This window comes from Frigoribacterium sp. VKM Ac-2859 (assembly GCF_013204925.1).
In the GTDB taxonomy this organism is placed as follows: Bacteria; Actinomycetota; Actinomycetes; order Actinomycetales; family Microbacteriaceae; genus Frigoribacterium.
Map to the genome: position 1 here is coordinate 449,739 of NZ_JABMLC010000002.1, position 18,225 is coordinate 467,963.

The following is an 18,225-nucleotide window of genomic DNA, read 5'->3' on the forward strand; positions in this document are numbered from 1 at the left end:
CATGGGATCGCATCCGTACAGTCGAGAGGATGAGCAGCCCCCGAGTCGACGTCGTGCTTCCCTGTCTCGACGAAGAAGGCGCGTTGCCCTGGGTCCTCGGCCGCCTGCCCGAGGGCTGGCACGCGATCGTCGTCGACAACGGCTCGACCGACGACTCCGCTCGCGTCGCCGCCGAGCACGGTGCGACCGTGGTGCAGGAGGCGCGGCGCGGCTTCGGCAGCGCCGCCCACGCCGGTCTCGAGGCCGCCACGGCCGACTACGTCGCGTTCTGCGACGCCGACGCGTCGATGGACCCCGCCGACCTCGTCGCCCTCGCCGCCCCCGTGATGGCCGGTGACGCCGATCTCGTCCTCGGCCGCCGGCGCCCGACGACCCGGGGCGCCTGGCCGGTGCACGCCCGCATCGCCAACCTCGCCCTCTCGCACCTCATGCGGCGGGCCAGCGGCGTCGCCCTGCACGACCTCGGCCCGATGCGCGTCGCGCGGCGCCGGGCACTGCTCGACCTCGACCTGAAGGACCGCCGCAGCGGCTACCCGCTCGAGATGGTGCTGCGCGCGAGCGAGGCCGGCTGGCGGATCGTCGAGCAGGACGCGCCCTACTCGCCCCGGGTCGGCCGCAGCAAGGTGACCGGCACCATCCGCGGCACGTCCGTCGCGATCAAGGACATGTCGCGACTCCTGAGGGAGGTCGGCCGATGACGACCCTCGTGGTGATCGCGAAGGAGACGATCCCGGGCAAGGTCAAGACGCGCCTGCACCCCCCGCTCAGCCTCGAGCAGGCCGCCGACGTCGCGGCCGCCGCGATCCAGGACACCCTCGACGTCGTCCGTCGGCTGCCCGCCACGCGTCGCGTGTTGTTGTTCGACGGCAACCGCAGGCCCGTCGGCTCCGAAGACTTCGATGTGATCCCTCAGATCGGTGGCGACCTCGACGCACGCCTCGGCGCCCTCTTCGACGAGGTCGACGGGAAGACCGTGCTGATCGGCATGGACACCCCCCAGGTCACGGTCGAGGCCCTCGCCCCCGTCTTCGACGCGTGGACCGACGACGTCGACGCCTGGTTCGGCCCGGCCAACGACGGCGGGTTCTGGGCCCTGGGACTCTCCCGGCCGACCGGAGACCTGCTGCGCGGCGTGCCGATGTCGCGTGACGACACGGGTGCGCACCAGCTCCGCCGACTCGCCGACGCCGGCCTGACCGTGCGCATGCTGCCCGAGCTCGTCGACGTCGACACGATCGACGACGCCCGCCTCGTCGCGTCCGTCGCACCCGACAGCCGCTTCGCCGCCGCCCTGCGGCACGCCGAGGCGCCCCCCACGACCACCACCACGAACGGCGTCGCCCGCACGACCGATCCCGCCACCGAAGGGGTCACCTCATGACCATCGCCCCCGAACAGCCCGCCACCTTCGGTTCAGGAGGCGCGGAGCCGTACGCGCGCGCCCTGCGTCACGAGGGGCTCCTGCAACTCGTCCGCGCGGCCGGCGGTGCCGGACGCCCCGCGTCGCCCCCCGAGGTCGGCGACGACGAGGCGTTCGACGTCGCGCGCTGGAGCGCCGACGCCGACGCGGCCGACCTCACCACCCTCGACGGCGAGACCGGCCCCGTGCTCGACATCGGCTGCGGGCCGGCCCGCATGGTGCGCGCCGCCGTGGACCGCGGCCTGACCGTCCTGGGTCTGGACGTCTCGCCCACGGCCGTGGCGATGGCCCGCGAGGCCGGCCTGCCCGTGGCCGGCGGGTCGGTCTTCGACCCGCTGCCCCGCGAGGGCCAGTGGAACCTCGCGCTGCTGCTGGACGGCAACGTCGGCATCGGCGGCGACCCGACGGCGCTGCTGACCCGCTGCGCCGAGATCCTCACCGCGACCGGCTCGGTCGTCGTCGAGACCGCCCCCGAGGCGTCGCTCGACGACAGCTACGAGGCCCACGTGGTCGACGACCAGGGTCATGCCAGCGCGACCTTCCCCTGGGCGGAGGTCGGCCGCGAGGCCCTGCACCGCCACGCTCGACGCGCGGGCCTGCGGGTCGCTCAGACCTGGTCGGTCGACGGACGCACCTTCTGCCGCCTGCGCGCCAGGTAGAGCGCGACCACAGCGGCCGTCAGCGCCGCGATGACGAGCCACAGCACGGCCAGGCGCAGGCCGTAGTCGAACGGCAGCACGGTGTCGTTCTTCGGCCCCTTCGCCTTCGCCACGATCTCGGGCACGACGACGAGCGAGAAGATCGCCCCGACGACGACCGCGCCCTGCACGATCCAGAGGACCGCGGGCCGGATGCGGCGTCCGGTCCGCCGCACGAGCAGCGAGACCGCGGCGACCACGGGGGCGAGCACGGCGTCGTGCACGACGACCGAACCGGCCAGCCAGAGCAGCAGTCCGCCGTACCGGTTCGGGGAGACGGTGTCGGTGAGCACCCAGCCGCCGAGGCCGACGAGGGCCACGCCGAGGGCGATCAGCACCCCGCGCACGACGCGGACGGTGCGCGACGTGCCCGCGCCTCCTGCGCTCGACGCGGCCGAGGGCACCCGGGCGCTCACGAGAGCACCTCGATCGAGCTGAGCCACTTGGTCTGCAGCACGCCGGGTCGGCCCGGGGCGATCATGCGCGCCGGGTAGCCGTGGTCGATGCTGAGCGGCTCGCCGTTCAGCTCGAGGGCGACGAGGGTGCGCGGATCGGAGGCGTACTCGGGGCCCATCTCGGTCACGCGGTAGCCACCCTTCTCTTCGAGGCTGGTGAGCCGGAGGCGCTGGTCGGTCGGGGCGCCGGCAGCCGCCAGCAGGTCGACGAGGCGGACGCCGCGCCAGGCGCCGGTCTGGCTCCAGCCCTCGACGCAGGCGATCGGCAGGCGTTCGTCGGCCCCGTCGAACCCGCGCAGCGCGTCGAGCGTGAACGAGGTCGCGACGCCGCCCACCAGGACGTCGAGCCGCCAGTCGGGGTCCATGGCCGTCTCGAGCACCCGGGCGGCGGCGGCCGTTCGGTTGATCGGCAGGTCGTTCGGGCCGAGCCCGCGCTGCCGCGGGCCGAAGGCGTTGAGCGGTGACAGCGGGGCGAAGGACTGCCCGGCCGTGAGCGCGACGACTCCCCCGGTGGCGACGCCGGCGGCGGTGAAGAAGCCGCGGCGGGACACCCGGGCGCGGCCCGGTTCGCGGTCGACCTCGTGTGCGGAGTCGATCCAGCGGAGGACGCGTCCGGTGAGGCCGCGGGCGGGCGCAGGAGGCGCGGCGTGCGGATCACGGTCGCGTCGCGTCCCGTCGGCGTCGCGCACGGCACGGAACCGGGCGAGCTCGGCGGTCGCCTCGCTCTCGGCCACGAACGCGGCGCGGGCCTCGTCGAGCTCGGACGACGGCTCGACGAAGCGCCCCTCGGCGTCGTAGCTGTCCCGCGCCCGCCAGTAGCGGGTGATGAGCGGCAGCTTGACGGCGATGTGGATCGCGAGCGAGCCGATGATGACGAACGACAGGGCGAAGTGCACCTGCTTGAACGGGAACGGCCACGGGTAGTACTGGTACGTGTTCAGCAGGCCGGTGACGAGCTGGAGGATCGACGTCGCCACGAACAGGGCGATGGAGGCGCGCTCGAGCACGTCGACCGGGTGCTTGATCGGCGGGTGCTGGAAGAGCTGCGGGAACACCGAGTGCAGCTTGACCAGCAGCAGGGGGATGCAGGCGATGCCCGCGGTGATGTGGACGCCCTGGCTCACCTGGTAGAGCCAGACGGGACTCGTCGGGAACCGCATCCCGTCGAGGGGCTCCTGCAGGAAGTGGCTGTAGAGCCCGGTCAGCAGGCAGATGACGAACGCGGCGCCGAGGAGGCGACCGAAGACGGTCGCCGACCGGGCGTTGCGGTTCGGCGACGAGGCGGCGCGGCGCGCCTCGTACAGCAGGCGCCTCATGGTGTCGGTCGTCTCATGTGGCTCATCATCTCCGATGTGCACGACTCCCAGGGCCGATTCGGCCAGACTGGGGGCGTGCGTACTGTGTTCGCGGCCGTGGCCGTCCTCGGATTGGCCGGGGCGATCGCCTGGGGCGTCGTGAACGTCGGATTCCTGATGAAAGACCTGCGGACCGACTTCGTCGTCTGGACCGCCGTGTGCTGGGCGCTGTTCGCCCTGGCGGTGGTGCTGCTGCGCCGGGTGCCCGTGCGCCACGTCACCGCTCTCGTCGTCGCGGGCACGGCCCTGGTCGGCGGGGCGGGCCTGACCGGCGTACCCAACACGAGCACCGACCCGGCGCGCTACGCCTGGGACGGCATCGTGCAGACCGCCGGCGTCTCGCCGTACGAGTACACGCCCGACGCGGGCGAGCTGCGCGACCTGCGGCCGGCCTGGATCTTCCCCGAGTCGACGCCGTTCACCCGCGACGACGGCACGATCGGCGAGCGCTGCGGCGAACCCGACCGCCAGGTCCACCGTGCCTACGACAGCCAGACGGGCGACGTCGTCTGCACGCTGATCAACCGGCCGGACGTGCCGACCATCTACCCGCCGATGGCCGAACTGTACTTCTGGGCGGTGTCCGCCGTGGTCGGCCCCGACGCCGGGTTCTTCCCGTTGCAGGCGATGGGCTTCGTGCTGGTGCTGGGCACGACCGTCGCCCTGCTGGCCACCCTGCGCCGGCGGGGTCTCGACCCCCGCTGGGCCGCGCTGTGGGGCTGGTGCCCGCTCGTGGTCGGCGAGGGCGTCACGAACTCGCACGTCGACCTCCTGGGTGCCGTGCTCGTGGTCGCCGCGTCGTTGCTCGTCGCCACCGGTCGGCGCTTCCGCGGCGGCATCGCGCTCGGGGCCGCCATCGCGACCAAGTTGATCCCGGTGATCGCGGCACCCGCCCTGCTGCGCGGGCAGCCCTGGAAGGTGATCGGCGCCTCCGTCGTCACCTTCGCCGTGCTCTACGTGCCCTACGTCGCGATGACCGGGTGGGGCGTGCTCGGGTACCTGCCGGGCTACCTGACCGAAGAGGGCTACGAGGACGGCTCGCGCTTCGTGTTCCTGTCGGCCTTCATGCCGGACGCGTGGACGACACCGGTCGCCGTGCTGATCGTCGGTGTCACGGCGGTGCTCGTGTGGGTGAAGACCCCGGCTCACGACCCGTGGCTCGGCCAGCTCGTGATGATCGGCGTGACGCTCGTGGCGGTGAGCCCCCGCTACCCCTGGTACGCCCTGCTGCTGGTGCCGTTCGTCGCGCTGACCGGGCGGGTCGAGTGGCTGGCGATCCCGCTCGCCCTGCTCGTGCGCCAGCTCGAGCCGGGCATGGCACTGCAGCGGGCGTCGCTCGCCTCGGCCGTGCTCGTCATCCTGCTCGTGACGCTCTGGCGGGCCGGCCCCGGGTTCACGGACCGGTTGCTCGACGCCGTCGGGCGCGACGTCGGCCGGCTGCGTCGGGTCGTCGGCCGCCGACGGTCCGCCCCCTCGTCGAGCCCCAGGCCCGCTCAGACCAGGTAGGCGACGGCGTCCCCGGCGTCGAACGAGAACCGGACGACGCTGCCCGGCACGAGGTCGAGGCCGGCGACCACGCCGGGCGGGACGTCGGCCGACACGTCGCCGGCCCGGACCCGGACGACGTCCCCGCGGGGCTCGAGGTCCGTGACGACGACGTCGAGGACGTTCTCGGACGGCGTCGGACCCGAGGGGGTCCCGGTCGACACGCGCACGGCGCTCGGCCGCACGGCCACCGCGGCCGCGGCGCCCGCCGGGAGCCCGTCGGCGGACCGGGCGGTCAGCAGGGTGCCGTCCTCCAACCGGACGCCTCCCCCGCGGGCCGTGCCGGTCAGCAGGTCGAGCCCCGCGAGCCCCGCGGCGAACGGCGTGGTCGGACGGTCGAGGACGGCGCGCGTGGGGCCGGCGTCGACGACCCGGCCGCCGTCGAGCACGACGACCCGGTCGGCCAGCGTGTAGGCGTCGAGGACGTCGTGCGTGACGATCACCGCCGTGCGGTCGGCGAGGACGTCGCGCAGGGTCCGTCGCAGGGCGGGCGCGACCGACACGTCGAGAGCCGCCATCGGCTCGTCGAGCAGCAACAGGCAGGGGTCGGCGGCCAGGGCACGGGCGACGGCGATCCGCTGCGCCTGTCCACCCGAGAGCTGCGCCGGACGCCGCTCGGCGAGCCCCGTGGCGTCGACCCGGTCGAGCCAGTCGCGGGCTCGGCGGCCGGCCTCGCGTCGAGGCACCCCGGTGCTGCGCGGGCCGAAGGCGACGTTGTCGAGCGCACTGAGGTGCGGGAAGAGCAGGGCGTCCTGGGCGAGCATCGAGACGCCGCGCTCGTGCGGGCGCAGCGAGGGTCCGCGCCCGCGGCCGTCGACGTCGAACAGCACGCGGTCGCCCAGGCGGGCCGTGCCGTGGTCGGGTCGCAGGAGGCCGGCGACCAGGGACAGCAGCGTCGACTTGCCGGCCCCGTTGGGGCCGAGGACGGCCACCGTCTCTCCGTCGGCCACCTCCAGCTCGACGTCGAAGCCGCGGTCCTCGACGACCGCCGCGAACTCGAGCGTCACGACCCGCGCCTCCGGGTGGCGACGCCGGACGGCCCGCCCGCCCGATGGGCCAGGGCGACGACGACGACCGCCACGAGGACGAGCACGAGCGACAGCGCCACGGCGGCGTCGGGGTCGGTCTCGCGTTGCAGGTAGATCTCGAGCGGAAGTGTGCGCGTGACGCCCTGCAACGATCCCGCGAAGGTCAGCGTCGCCCCGAACTCGCCGAGGGCCCGCGCGAACGACAACACGGCGCCCGAGACGAGGGCGGGCAACACGAGCGGCAGCGTGACCCGCCGCAGCACGGTCGTGGGCCGGGCGCCCAGGGTCGCCGCGACGGCCTCGTAGCGCGTGCCCACCGTGCGGAGGGCGCCCTCGAGGCTCAGCACCAGGAAGGGCAGGGCGACGAAGGTCTGGGCCAGCACGACCGCCGTGGTCGAGAACGCGATCGTCACGCCGAGCGCGTCGAACGCCTGACCGAGCAGGCCGCGGCGCCCGAAGGTGTAGAGCAACGCGATGCCTCCGACGACGGGCGGGAGCACCAACGGCAGCAGCACGAGCGACCGCAGCACCCTCTGGCCCCGGAACCCGGTGCGGGCCAGCACGACCGCCATCGGGACGCCGAGCACGACGCAGAGGAGGGTCGCCGTGACCGACGTGCGCAGGCTGAGCCAGAACGCGGCGACCGACGACTCGGAGGTGACCAGCGGCACGAACTCGGCCCAGTCGACCCGGGACACCATGGCGACGAGGGGCAGCAGGACGAAGGCCGCCCCCAGGGCCGCGACGACCGCGATCCACACCGGGACGCCGGCGTAGGCGCGGTGCAGGGCGGGCGTCACGGCGTGCCGAAGCCGGCGTCCCGCAGCACGCCCTGCCCGACCTCGCCGGTGACGAAGGCGACGAACGCCTCGGCCACCGCCGGGTTCGCCGTGTCGGCCACAGGGGCGATGGGATAGGTGTTGACGGCCTGGTCGGCCTCGGGGAACTCGATGCCTGTCACGCTGTCGCCGGCGGCCTCGACGTCCGTGACGTAGACCAGCCCGGCGTCGGCCTCCCCCGAGGTGACCTTGCCCAGCACGTCGGTGACCGAGGACTCCTCGCTGACCGGCGAGATCGTGACGCCGGTGGCCCGCTCGACCGCGACCGTCGCCGCACCGCAGGGCACCTGGGCCGCGCAGACCACGGTCTTCACGTCGGACTTACCGAGGTCGGCGAAGCCCGTGACGTCGGCGGGGTTCGACGGCGGCACGGCGATGGTGAGGACGTTCGTGGCGAAGTCCTCCGAGGCGGACGGGTCGACGAGTCCGGCGTCGGTCAGCTTCGCCATGTTCTTCTCGTCGGCCGAGGCGAAGACGTCGGCCGGGGCTCCCTCGGTGATCTGCGTCACCAGGTCGGACGAGCCCGCGAAGGTCAGGTCGACGGTCGTGCCCGGGTTCGCCTTCTCGAACTCGTCGGCGAGTTCGGTGAACGTCGTCGTCAACGAGGCGGCGGCGTAGACGGTGATCGACCCCTCGAGGGTCGGGTCGGAGGCCGTCGGTGTCGCGCTGGTCGCCGTGTCGACGGTCGCGCCCGAGCACCCCGTCAGGGCGAGGGCCGTCGCCACCGCGAGGGCTCCGACGAGCGCCGTGACGACGCGGGGGGTCCGTCTCATGGTCAGGCCTTCCCGCCGGGCGTCTCGATGATGATCGTCGTGGCCTTCACGACGGCGATGGCCACCGAACCGGGTTCGAGGCCCAGCTCGCGGACGGCTTCGCTGCTCATCAGCGAGACGATGCGGTGCGGGCCGCACTGCAGCTCGACCTGGGCCATGACCCGGTCGGCGGTGATCTCGGTCACGACGCCCACCAGGCGGTTGCGTGCCGACCGCCCCACCTCGGACGGGTCGGCGGGCAGCACGGCGTTCTTCCGGGCGAGCCTCGCGAGCGCGAGCCCGTCGACCACGCCGCGCCCGGCGTCGTCCTTCTCGCTCTCGAGCAGGCCGAGGTCGATCCAGCGTCGCACGGTGTCGTCACTCACGCCGAGGAACGCCGCCGCGTCCTTGATCCGCATCTGCGTCATGGACGCGAGCCTAGTTCCGAATGCGCGGTCGCGCAGCCGCAGGGAGTGGCCCCGGACGAGCCTGCGGGGCGGGGCGTCGTGCACGGCGGAGCGAAAGGAGGCGCGGGTCGCCTCCCATGGACACCCCACGTTCGGCCCCGCGGGCTTAACCTCGACGGATGACCGTCTCGCTCGGACTGCCCACCATGCCCGGCCGGGCCCCCGCCGACGACCTGCTGCCCGCGCGGCCGTCGAGCGACGCCGCTCCGGGACTGCTCGACCGCTTCGGTCGGACCGCGACCGACCTGCGGGTCTCGCTGACCGACAAGTGCAACCTGCGCTGCACCTACTGCATGCCGGCGGAGGGCCTGCCGGCCCTCCCCCGTGAACAGGCGCTCGACGCCGACGAGATCGTGCGCCTGGTCGGCATCGGCGTGCGCGACCTCGGCGTCCGGCAGGTGCGGTTCACCGGGGGCGAGCCGCTGCTGCGTGCCGACCTGATCGACATCGTGCGACGGGTCGCCGCGATCGACCCGCGGCCCGAGGTGTCGCTGACGACGAACGCCATCGGCCTGGCGCACCGCGCCCAGGCCCTGGCCGACGCCGGGCTCGACCGGGTCAACGTGTCGCTCGACTCGCTGCACGCCGAGACGTTCATGAAGGTCTCGCGTCGTCCGTTCCTCGACAAGGTGCTCGCCGGCGTCGACGCCGCGGCGGCGGCCGGCCTCACCCCGGTCAAGATCAACGCCGTCCTGCTGCCCGGCATCAACGACCACGAGGCGCCCGACCTGCTCGCCTGGGCCCTGCGCGGCGGCCACGAGCTGCGGTTCATCGAGCAGATGCCGTTGGACGCCGACCGCAGCTGGGACCGCGCCTCCTTCGTCACCTCACGCGACATCCACTCGCTGATCGCCACGCGCTTCGACCTCAGCCCCGCCGACGTCGAGCGCGACGGAGCACCCGCCGAGCTGTTCGACGCCGTCGGCCGCGGTGACGACGCCGGGCTGGCCGGGCGGGTCGGCATCATCGCCTCGGTCAGCGAACCGTTCTGCGCCGACTGCCGGCGCACCCGCATGACCGCCGAGGGCGGCATACGCAGCTGCCTCTTCAGCGGCGGAGAGACCGGCCTGCGCGACCTGCTGCGGAGCGGGGCGAGCGACCTCGAACTGGCCGACGCCTGGCGCGGTGCCATGTGGGCCAAGCCCTCGGGCCACGGCATCGACGACCCGGACTTCGTGCAGCCGGAACGCACCATGAGCGCCATCGGAGGCTGAGATGACGACCACGAACCCCGCCCCCACCGTCGACGGAGCCACCCCGGCCCCCGTCTCGGCCCCCTTCTCGTCGACGCTGCGGTTCTTCGCCGCCGCCCGCACCGCCGTGGGCCGCGACGACCAGCGCGTCGAGGTGCCCGCGGGCGAACGCCCGACCATCGGGCGCCTGCTCACCGAGGTCCGCCCGGTCGAGGGCGTGTCGGCCGCGGACTTCCGCGACGTGCTGCTGCGCTGCTCGTTCCTCGTCGACGGCCTGACCACGCGGGACCGCGAGCAGCTCGTCCCCGACGGCGCGGTGATCGACGTCATGCCGCCGTTCGCCGGCGGCTGAACGCCGCCTACGGTCGCGTGGGTGCCCCCTGCGCGAGCTGCCACCCGAGCATGCCGCCGTGCAGCACCGACACGTCGAAGCCCTCGCCCGCCAGCAGGTCGGCCGCGGCGCGGGCCCGCGGCCCTCGGGCGCAGTAGACGACCACCCGCTGCGCCGGATCGAGCTCGGGCCGCTGGCGGGTGCGCGTGCCGTACCCGGGAGCCTGCGCGTCACCGGAGATGTGGGCGAAGTCGTGCTCGTCGACCTCGCGCACGTCGAGCAGCGTGAAGTCGGCGTCGCCCGTCGCTCGCGCCCCGAGCAGGGTCGTCAGCTCGGCCGCGTCGACGTCGGGGCCGACGCGGCGACCACGGGCCGCGGGCCCGTCGGCGGTGGTCGCCTGGCCTTCGGGCACCGAGGACGAGGAGGCGCGGCGCGCGTCGTTCACCGTCGCCCGGGCCTCGGCCCGGTGCGGGGCGCGGGCCAACCGGCTCTCCCGCCAGGTGCCGCCCAGGGCGTCGACGGTTACGACCCGGCCGAGCAGCGGATCGCCGAGACCGGTCAGCAGCTTGACGACCTCTCCGGCCATGCCCGCGCCCACCGTCCCGCACAGCGGCCCCAGCACGCCGACGTCGGCGCAGGACTCGTCCCAGCCCGAGGCGGGCGGGGCAGGGTGCAGGTCGCGGTAGTCGACCGCCCGGCCGTCCGGGGCGTCGTCCCAGAAGACGCTGAACTGTCCGTCCCAGCGGTTGACGCTGCCCCAGACGACCGGCAGACCGCGCTCGGCCGCGGCGTCGGCCACCAGGTAGCAGGTGTCGAACGAGTCGCTGCCGTCCACCACGAGGTCGTAGTCGTCGAGCAGGTCGGCGGTGCGGTCGCTCAGTCGGACGGGATGGGCGACGACGGTCACGTCCGGGTTGGCGGCACGCACCCAGTCTGCGGCGGCGCGGGCCTTCGGGAAGCCCAGCTGGTCGGGGCGGAAGAGCACCTGCCGTTGTAGGTTCGACAGATCGACGGCGTCGTCGTCGACGATTCCCAGGGTTCCCACACCCGAGGCTGCGAGATATTGGATGACCGGCGCGCCCAGCCCGCCGGCCCCGACCACCAGCACCCTCGACGCCGCCAGGCGCCCCTGGGAGCCCAGACCGAACCCCGGCAGGCGCACGCTTCGCGAGTAGCGTTCGCCCTCGACGGGGTCGCCGCCGTGTCCACCGTCGCGCACGCCGGCACCGTGCACGCCACCGTCGTGCACGGCCGCCCCGCGCGCGTCACCCCCGTGTCGCACGCGAGATCCTCCGAGAGGGGGAAGAGACGACATGACGAACCTCCTGCATCCGGCCGACGGTCGATCGACCGCGCCCACTGTATCCACGACGCCCGGGACCGGCCGCAGCACGGCCCTCACGCGCCTCCGGCACTGGCGTCATCTCGACGCCGTGCTCGTCGGCCTGCTCGCCGCCGTGCTGTCGGGCGCCTTCCTCTGGGTGCCGTCCGTCTGGTACGACGAGGCCGCGACGGTCATCTCGGCGACCCGCAGCTGGGGCCAGCTCTGGCAGATGGTCCAGACCGTCGACCTGGTGCACGCCACGTACTACGCGTTCATGCACCTGTGGTTCGACGTCTTCCCGTACTCGCCGATCTCGCTCCGGGTGCCCAGCACGATCGTCACGGGGCTCGCCGCCGCGTTCACGGTCGTGCTCGCCCGCACCCTGGCCGACCGCCGGACGGCCGTCGTGGCGGGCCTGCTGTTCTGCCTGATCCCCCGCGTGACCTGGATGGGCGGCGAGGGCCGTTCGTACGCCTTCTCGGCGATGTTCGCCGTCGCCCTGACCCTCGTCCTCGTCACCGCCTCGCGCCGGACCGCCCAGGTCGGCGAGACCCGCACCCGGGCCTCGGCCGTCCGCTGGTGGGTCGCCTACGCCGTGCTCGCCGTCGTCTCGGTTCTCTTCTTCCTGTACGTCGCCTTCGTCGTGGTGGGGCACGGCGTCACCATGCTGGTGCAGTGGCGACGCGAGCGCCGGCTCCGCGCCTCCTCGGGGTCGGTGGCGACGTCGCAGGACGCCGTGGCGTCGACCCCGCTCGTCGGCGCACCGCACGGAGCACGCGGTTCGTTCCTCGGCTGGTTCGCCGGTGCGGCCGTCGCCGGACTCGCGAGCCTGCCCGTCGTGTACTTCACGTCCGAGCAGAGCGGCCAGGTCGGCTGGCTCGACCGGCCGAGCTTCGCGACGATCGACCAGGTGCTGACGACGCAGTGGTTCTACCAGAACGACCGTTTCGCCGTCTTCGGCTGGATGCTGGTGCTCGCCAGCCTGGTCGTCGTGGTCGCCGGTCTCGTGCCCCGTGCCCGGGGACTGGCCGAGGTCGTCCTGCCCTGGATGATCGTGCCCACCGTCGGCCTCGTGGGCGTCTCGCTCGTGACCGAGCCGCTCTACTCGCCCCGCTACCTGACCTTCGGCACCCCGGCCGTCGCGATCATGATGGCCGTCGCCGTGGCCGCCATCCCCTGGCGGCGGGTGATCGCCCTCGTCCTGCTGGTCGCCGTGGTGCTCACCGCCCCGACCTACGAACGTCAGCGTCAGCCCGAGGCGAAGGACTCGGCCGCGTGGAACCAGGTGGCCGACCTCGTGAGCGAGCAACGGGCGCTCGAACCGGCCGGGACGGCCGAGGGCGTCGTCTTCGGCCCCGTGCGTCGACACCCGAAGGCCACGTCGCGCATCATCGAGAACACGTACCCCGCGGCGTTCGAGGGGATGTCGGACTTCACGCTGGAGACCCCCGCGGCCGAGACCGGCGGGCTGTGGGAGGTCCAGCACCCGCTCGAGGACGTCATCGACCGCACCGACGACCTCGACGTCGTCTGGCTGATCACGAGCGACAAGCAGGACTGGAGGCCCCGGGTCACCGCGGACCTCGCCGCCAAGGGCTTCCACGTCGCCGACGAGTGGCACCTCACCCGCACGAACGTGCTCAAGTACGAGCGCTGAGCCCGCGAGACCCCGGGACGTCGCCGAGCCCCCGTACGCGCGCGGGGGCTCGGCGACGTCCCGGGGCCCGGGCCTAGTCGGTGACGACGCGGGCGCCGTGGACCGGGCCCGTGGCGCGGACGACCGTGAGACGGGCGGCGCTCAGCGCGATCTGCAGCTCGAGAGCGCCGTCGAGGTCGGGTGCGAGGAACGCCACCGTCGGACCGGAGCCCGACACGATGCCCGCGAGGGCCCCGTTGCCCTCACCGAGCTCGAGGACGTCGGCCAGGCCCGGCTGGAGGTGCAGGGCGGGCGCCTGGAGGTCGTTGTGCATGGCGTCCGCGAGCATGCCCGGGTCGCCCGCCCGGAGTGCCTGCAGGACGCCGGCGTCGACGACGGGGTGCCGCACCGAGCGGATCTCGCCCTGGTGCCGCAGACGGTGCGCGTCGAGTTCGTCGTAGACGCGCGGCGTCGAGAGGCCGACGTCGGCCACGGCCAGGACCCACTGGAACTGCCCCTTCGCCAGGGCCGGGCTGAGCTCGTCGCCGCGACCGGTACCGATCGCGGTGCCCCCGGCGAAGGCGAACGGGACGTCGGCACCGAGTCGGGCCGAGAGCCGCAGGAGTTCGTCACGACCGACGCCGGTTCCCCAGAGCGTGTCGCACGCGAGCAGCGTCGCGGCGGCGTCGGCCGATCCGCCCCCCATGCCGCCGGCCACGGGCACCGCCTTGTCGACGGTCAGGGCGACGCCGCCCGTGTAGCCGGTCGTCTCGGCCAGCAGGCGGGCGGCCTTGATCGCCAGGTTGGACCCGTCGGTCGGCACGCCCGACACGTCGATGGACGGGCCACCCGTGACGCTGACCGTGAAGTCGTCGGCGCGACGCGCGCGCACGTCCTCGTAGAGGGAGACGGCCTGGTAGGCGGTCGCGAGGTCGTGGTAACCGTCGTCCTGCAGGTCACCGACGGCGAGGAAGACGTTGATCTTGCCCGGCGCACGCGTGTGGACCACGGTCGGGGCGGCCACGGACGTCATGCGTCCAACCTAGTCAGTTCTGGCGATCACTCATGACGCCGAACGCCCGCGTCAACCCCTCTTTCACGGGCTGCACCCGTTCGGGCAGGCGCAGGCTGCCCTGCGTCAACGACACCGAGCACTTCGGACCGGCGGTCGACACCACCTGGAGGCGCAGCGTGTCCCCGTGCGCGAGGGTCCAGTCGGCGGTCGGACGCGTCGCGGACCGGGCGACGACCTCGGGCGGACCGCCGGCGTACCGGGCGAACCGGTCGACGGCGAGGTCGAACAGTTCGAGCGGTGCACCCCTCAGGCTGCGGCCGACGGTGACCGCGTAGCTGCCGTCGGGCTGACGCCCCGGCGGCTCGACGCCGCGTTCTTGTTCGTAGCGCACCGTGATCCCTTCGGCCCACCACGGCACGACCTCGAACTCGTCGACCAGGAGGCGCGAGATCTGCTCGTGGGACAGTCGCGCCGCCCCCGCGGCGTCGAGCCGTGCGAACCACTCGGCCGCACCGCGTCCGGTGCCCGACCCGAGCCGGGCGTCACTGAGCCGCTGCTCACCGTGCCCGCGCTCGTCACCGCCACCGTCCCTGCCCCTGGCCCTGCCGGACGGCGCGCCGTCGGGGCCGTTCTTGCGTCGGGGCACGGCTCAGCCGGCCTCGCCCTCGTCGGCGTGCAGCACGGCGGCGACGGACGCCCCGGCGAGGGCGTCGACGTCGCTGACCCGGGCCACGGCGAGGAAGTCGTCGACGGTGAGCTGCTCTCCCCGCTGGGTCGGGGCGAGTCCGGCACGCTCGAGGGCCTCGGAGGCGGCGGCGGACGACCCGTAGAGGGAGGACAGCGACTGGCGCAGCATCTTGCGTCGCTGCTGGAACGCGGCATCGACGAGGGCGAAGGTCGCCCGACGCTCGAGCTCGCTGCCGCGGGCCGGCTTGCGGTCGAACGCGACGAGGATGCTGTCGACGTTCGGCACCGGCCAGAACACCTGGCGGCTGACCTGGCCCGCGGCCCGGAACTCGCCGTACCACGCCGCCTTGATGCTCGGCCCGCCGTACACCTTCGAGCCGGGCTCGGCGGCCAGGCGCAGACCGACCTCGGACTGCACCATGACGAGCCCGTGCTCGAGCCCGTCGAAGTGCTCGAGGAAGTGCAGGAGCACCGGCACGCTGACGTTGTAAGGCAGGTTCGCCACGAGGTGGGTCGGTTCGTCGGGCAGGGTCGTCACGCGCAGGGCGTCGTCGACGACGACGGTGAGGTCGGCCGCCGGCTGCAGCTGCGCGACGGTCTTCGGCAGCTGTTCGGCGAGGCGCTTGTCGATCTCGACGGCCACCACCTTGGCGCCCGCCTCGAGCAGGCCGAGGGTCAGGGAGCCGAGCCCGGGGCCGATCTCGACGACGGTCATGCCCGCCGAGACACCCGACGCGGCGACGATGCGACGCACGGTGTTGGCGTCGTGGACGAAGTTCTGCCCGAGCTTCTTGGTCGGCTGCACGCCGAGGAGGTCGGCGAGGTCACGGATCTCGGCGGGGCCGAGCAGGGTGGCGCGCGACATCAGCCCTCGACCGTCACGGGCTCGCTGTCCCAGCTGCCGTACACCAGTTCGGTCGTCGACGAGATCTGGGCCGCGAGCATGGACACGTCGGTGCCGATCGTCTCGGCCATCGACCGCAGCGTGAAGGGGATCAGGTACGGCGCGTTGGGGCGACCGCGGTAGGGCACCGGCGTCAGGTAGGGCGCGTCGGTCTCGACCATGATCAGGTTGCGCGGCAACTGCACGAGGGCGTCGCGCAGGGGCTGGGCGTTCTTGAACGTCACCGTGCCGGCGAAGGACGCGTACCAGCCGTTCTCGGCGAGGATGCTCGCCAGCTCCGGCCCGCCGCTGAAGCAGTGGAAGACGGTGCGTTCGGGAGCGCCCACCTCGAGCAGCAGGTCGACCACGTCGTCGTGGGCGTCGCGGTCGTGGATCTGCAGGGCCAGGCCGTGGCGCTTGGCGATCTCGATGTGGCCGCGGAACGCCTCGAGCTGGGCCGCCCGACCGTCGTCGCCGGTGCGGAAGAAGTCGAGCCCGGTCTCGCCGACGGCGCGCACGCGCGGCCTCGCGGCGAGCCCGTCCAGCTCGGACAGCGCCTCGTCGAGGGTGCCCGCGGCCGCGAGGGCCGGGGCCTCGTTCGGGTGGATGGCGACGGCGGCGAGCACCCGGGGCTCGCGGCTGGCGATCTCGGCCGACCAGCGGGACGTCTCGAGGTCGGTGCCGACCTGCACCACGCCGCGCACGCCCACGGACGAGGCCCGGTCGAGGTGCTCGCGGTAGTCGAGGGGGCCGTCGCCGTCGTCTCCGACGCCGTCGGCGATCTCGAGGTGCGTGTGGTTGTCGTAGACCGGCACGACGAGGGGCTGGGGAGGCGCGGGGTAGGTCAGGTCGCGCTTCTGGCCGTCCGCGCCCGACGAGCGGTGGCGGACGTGCGTCGCCGGGACTCCGTCGGCCGGCCCGGAGGTCGCGCCGCCGCCACCGGACGTGTCGTCGCTCATGCCGCGGGCTCGGGCTGTTCGATGCGCGGGAAGAGACCGGCGGCGAGCGGCTGGACGTCGGGAGCGCTCGACCACTCGGCCGCCCGGTCGACGGGCTGGCTGGTCAGCTCGCCCTGCCCGATCGACTGCCACAGGGTGCGCGTGGCCGTCGGGATGAACGGCGACAGCAGCACGGTGAGGGTGCCGAGACCCCGCAGCGCGGTGGCGAGGACCGTCGCCAGGCGCTCGCGCTGCGACTCGTCCTTCGCGATGGCCCAGGGCTCTTGCTCGGTGATGTACCCGTTCAGCTGGTCGACCAGTTGCCAGATGGACGCGAGCGCCTCGTTGATGGCGAACCGGTCGATCGCCGCGTCGGCCTCGGCCGTGACCCGCAGTTCGGTCTCACGGACGGCCAGGTCGGCCTCGGTGAGGTCGCCGGCGACGGGCACGGTGCCGTCGAAGTAGCGGGTGATCATGGCCACGACGCGCGAGGCCAGGTTGCCGAACCCGTTGGCCAACTCGGCCTGGTAGCGGGCCGCGATGTCTTCCCAGCTGAAGTTGCCGTCCTGACCGAAGGTGATGGCGCGCATGAAGTAGTACCGGAACGCGTCGGCACCGAAGACGTCGGTGATCTGCTGAGGGGCGATGCCCGTGAGCTTCGACTTCGACATCTTCTCGCCGCCGACCAGCAGCCAGCCGTGGCCGAAGACGTTCTTGGGGACGGGCAGCCCGGCCGCCATGAGCATCGCGGGCCAGATGACGGCGTGGAACCTCACGATGTCCTTGCCGACGAGCTGCACGGCCGGCCAGCGACGCCGGAACTCGTCGTCGTCGACGCCGTAGCCGATGGCCGTGACGTAGTTGAGCAGGGCGTCGAACCACACGTAGACGACGTGCTTCTCGTCCCAGGGCACCTTGACGCCCCAGTCGAAGCTCTGTCGCGAGATCGACAGGTCGCGCAGACCCTGCTTGACGAACGAGACGACCTCGTTGCGCACCGAGTCGGGCTGCACGAAGTCGGGCTGGGCCTCGTAGAGGTCGAGCAGTCGCTGCTCGAAGTCGCTCATGCGGAAGAAGTAGTTGCTCTCTTGCAGCACCTCGACCGGGATGCTGTGGATCGCGCAGACCTGCTCGCCCTCGTAGGCGCCGGTGCCGGGCACCAGGTCGCTCGGCTGCTTGTACTCTTCGCAGCCGACGCAGTAGAAGCCCTCGAACTCACCCTGGTAGATGAAGCCGTCGTCGTAGAGCTTCTGCAGGAACTTCTGCACGCCGGCCTCGTGGCGGGCGTCGGTCGTGCGGATGAAGTCGTCGTTGGCGATGTCGACGGTCTCGAGCAGGGGCTTCCAGGACTCGGTGACGAGCTTGTCGGCCCACTCCTGCGGAGTCACGCCGTGGCTCGTGGCCGTGCGCAGGATCTTCTGACCGTGCTCGTCGGTGCCGGTCAGCAGCCAGGCGTCGTCACCTCGCTGACGGTGCCACCGGGCGAGCACGTCGGCTGCGACCTCGGTGTAGGCGTGACCGATGTGCGGCACGTCGTTGACGTAGAAGATGGGCGTTGCGATGAAGAAGGAGTCGCCGGCGGGCATGGGGACCATCTTAGGTGGGGGCACCGACGTGATGACGCGACCCGCGCCTCCTGCGTCCGCCGCCGGGGACGAG

The 18,225-nt window shown here is 73.1% G+C and carries 19 protein-coding genes; 7 read left to right on the plus strand and 12 right to left on the minus strand.

The genetic code is table 11. From position 1 onward, the window contains the following. Window positions 1-29 precede the first annotated feature (29 nt). The 3 genes from HQQ78_RS09970 to HQQ78_RS09980 are packed head-to-tail and all read left to right on the plus strand — an operon-like array spanning window position 30 to window position 2,079. Window positions 30-698 (plus strand): glycosyltransferase family 2 protein, encoded by a 669-nt coding sequence (locus HQQ78_RS09970; protein ID WP_056048859.1) that lies wholly within the window; start codon window positions 30-32, stop codon window positions 696-698. Next, window positions 695-1,381, plus strand: coding sequence for a DUF2064 domain-containing protein (locus HQQ78_RS09975; RefSeq protein WP_056048862.1), 687 nt, complete (start codon window positions 695-697; stop codon window positions 1,379-1,381). The genes HQQ78_RS09970 and HQQ78_RS09975 overlap by 4 nt, the downstream gene beginning before the upstream one ends. Further along, window positions 1,378-2,079 (plus strand): bifunctional 2-polyprenyl-6-hydroxyphenol methylase/3-demethylubiquinol 3-O-methyltransferase UbiG, encoded by a 702-nt coding sequence (locus HQQ78_RS09980; protein ID WP_123571609.1) that lies wholly within the window; start codon window positions 1,378-1,380, stop codon window positions 2,077-2,079. Before HQQ78_RS09975 ends, HQQ78_RS09980 begins: the two co-directional genes overlap by 4 nt. Here HQQ78_RS09980 and HQQ78_RS09985 read toward each other — a convergent pair. Beyond that, the gene (locus HQQ78_RS09985; RefSeq protein ID WP_173152893.1) at window positions 2,028-2,534 is read right to left on the minus strand and encodes a hypothetical protein; all 507 of its coding nucleotides are present in this window, start codon (window positions 2,532-2,534) and stop codon (window positions 2,028-2,030) included. The genes HQQ78_RS09980 and HQQ78_RS09985 overlap by 52 nt on opposite strands. Continuing rightward, window positions 2,531-3,889, minus strand: a complete 1,359-nt coding sequence (locus HQQ78_RS09990) for a molybdopterin-dependent oxidoreductase (protein WP_173152896.1) — start codon at window positions 3,887-3,889, stop codon at window positions 2,531-2,533. Before HQQ78_RS09990 ends, HQQ78_RS09985 begins: the two co-directional genes overlap by 4 nt. Before the next feature lie 75 nt (window positions 3,890-3,964). Between HQQ78_RS09990 and HQQ78_RS16395 the strand changes: the two genes are divergently transcribed. Next, entirely contained in the window at window positions 3,965-5,434 is a 1,470-nt protein-coding gene (locus HQQ78_RS16395) for a glycosyltransferase 87 family protein (protein ID WP_173152898.1), read from the plus strand. On the opposite strand, the gene HQQ78_RS10000 is transcribed toward HQQ78_RS16395, so the two are convergent. The 4 genes from HQQ78_RS10000 to HQQ78_RS10015 are packed head-to-tail and all read right to left on the minus strand — an operon-like array spanning window position 5,422 to window position 8,520. Next, window positions 5,422-6,480 carry a sulfate/molybdate ABC transporter ATP-binding protein gene (locus tag HQQ78_RS10000; RefSeq protein ID WP_173152901.1) on the minus strand — a complete coding sequence of 353 codons (1,059 nt, stop codon included), beginning with the start codon at window positions 6,478-6,480 and terminating at the stop codon, window positions 5,422-5,424. The two genes, HQQ78_RS16395 and HQQ78_RS10000, sit on opposite strands and share 13 nt — an antisense overlap. Beyond that, on the minus strand, window positions 6,477-7,301 hold the full coding sequence (locus HQQ78_RS10005; RefSeq protein WP_233568493.1) for an ABC transporter permease: 825 nt from the start codon (window positions 7,299-7,301) through the stop codon (window positions 6,477-6,479). Before HQQ78_RS10005 ends, HQQ78_RS10000 begins: the two co-directional genes overlap by 4 nt. After that, complete coding sequence (gene modA, locus HQQ78_RS10010) at window positions 7,298-8,113, minus strand: molybdate ABC transporter substrate-binding protein (protein ID WP_173152904.1); 816 nt, start codon at window positions 8,111-8,113, stop codon at window positions 7,298-7,300. The genes HQQ78_RS10005 and modA overlap by 4 nt, the downstream gene beginning before the upstream one ends. A gap of 2 nt (window positions 8,114-8,115) precedes the next feature. Continuing rightward, complete coding sequence (locus HQQ78_RS10015) at window positions 8,116-8,520, minus strand: molybdopterin-binding protein (RefSeq protein ID WP_173152907.1); 405 nt, start codon at window positions 8,518-8,520, stop codon at window positions 8,116-8,118. Between the two features lie 158 nt (window positions 8,521-8,678). Here HQQ78_RS10015 and moaA point away from each other — a divergent pair, with 158 nt between their 5' ends. Both moaA and HQQ78_RS10025 read left to right on the plus strand, forming a co-directional pair. Next, window positions 8,679-9,773, plus strand: coding sequence for a GTP 3',8-cyclase MoaA (gene moaA / locus HQQ78_RS10020; RefSeq protein WP_123571616.1), 1,095 nt, complete (start codon window positions 8,679-8,681; stop codon window positions 9,771-9,773). Between the two features lies 1 nt (window position 9,774). Continuing rightward, on the plus strand, window positions 9,775-10,104 hold the full coding sequence (locus HQQ78_RS10025; protein ID WP_173152910.1) for a MoaD/ThiS family protein: 330 nt from the start codon (window positions 9,775-9,777) through the stop codon (window positions 10,102-10,104). 7 nt (window positions 10,105-10,111) lie between these two features. Here HQQ78_RS10025 and HQQ78_RS10030 read toward each other — a convergent pair whose 3' ends face one another. Then, window positions 10,112-11,365, minus strand: coding sequence for a ThiF family adenylyltransferase (locus HQQ78_RS10030; RefSeq protein ID WP_371740473.1), 1,254 nt, complete (start codon window positions 11,363-11,365; stop codon window positions 10,112-10,114). Window positions 11,366-11,396: 31 nt separating this feature from the next. Here HQQ78_RS10030 and HQQ78_RS10035 point away from each other — a divergent pair, with 31 nt between their 5' ends. Further along, window positions 11,397-13,064 carry a hypothetical protein gene (locus HQQ78_RS10035; RefSeq protein ID WP_123571619.1) on the plus strand — a complete coding sequence of 556 codons (1,668 nt, stop codon included), beginning with the start codon at window positions 11,397-11,399 and terminating at the stop codon, window positions 13,062-13,064. Between the two features lie 73 nt (window positions 13,065-13,137). On the opposite strand, the gene HQQ78_RS10040 is transcribed toward HQQ78_RS10035, so the two are convergent. From HQQ78_RS10040 to metG, 5 genes are read right to left on the minus strand one after another with little or no spacing between them, the layout of a single operon-like run. Continuing rightward, complete coding sequence (locus tag HQQ78_RS10040) at window positions 13,138-14,076, minus strand: 4-(cytidine 5'-diphospho)-2-C-methyl-D-erythritol kinase (RefSeq protein ID WP_159827195.1); 939 nt, start codon at window positions 14,074-14,076, stop codon at window positions 13,138-13,140. A 13-nt stretch (window positions 14,077-14,089) separates the two neighbouring features. Then, window positions 14,090-14,704: a hypothetical protein gene (locus HQQ78_RS10045; protein ID WP_056048896.1), complete on the minus strand. Its 615-nt coding sequence runs from the start codon at window positions 14,702-14,704 to the stop codon at window positions 14,090-14,092. 3 nt (window positions 14,705-14,707) lie between these two features. Continuing rightward, window positions 14,708-15,610: a 16S rRNA (adenine(1518)-N(6)/adenine(1519)-N(6))-dimethyltransferase RsmA gene (gene rsmA, locus HQQ78_RS10050; protein WP_173152916.1), complete on the minus strand. Its 903-nt coding sequence runs from the start codon at window positions 15,608-15,610 to the stop codon at window positions 14,708-14,710. Beyond that, window positions 15,610-16,587: a TatD family hydrolase gene (locus HQQ78_RS10055; RefSeq protein ID WP_082460596.1), complete on the minus strand. Its 978-nt coding sequence runs from the start codon at window positions 16,585-16,587 to the stop codon at window positions 15,610-15,612. The genes rsmA and HQQ78_RS10055 overlap by 1 nt, the downstream gene beginning before the upstream one ends. Continuing rightward, a complete protein-coding gene (metG, locus tag HQQ78_RS10060) occupies window positions 16,584-18,152 on the minus strand; it encodes a methionine--tRNA ligase (protein ID WP_056049295.1) in 1,569 nt (522 codons plus the stop codon). Before metG ends, HQQ78_RS10055 begins: the two co-directional genes overlap by 4 nt. Window positions 18,153-18,225 lie beyond the last annotated feature (73 nt).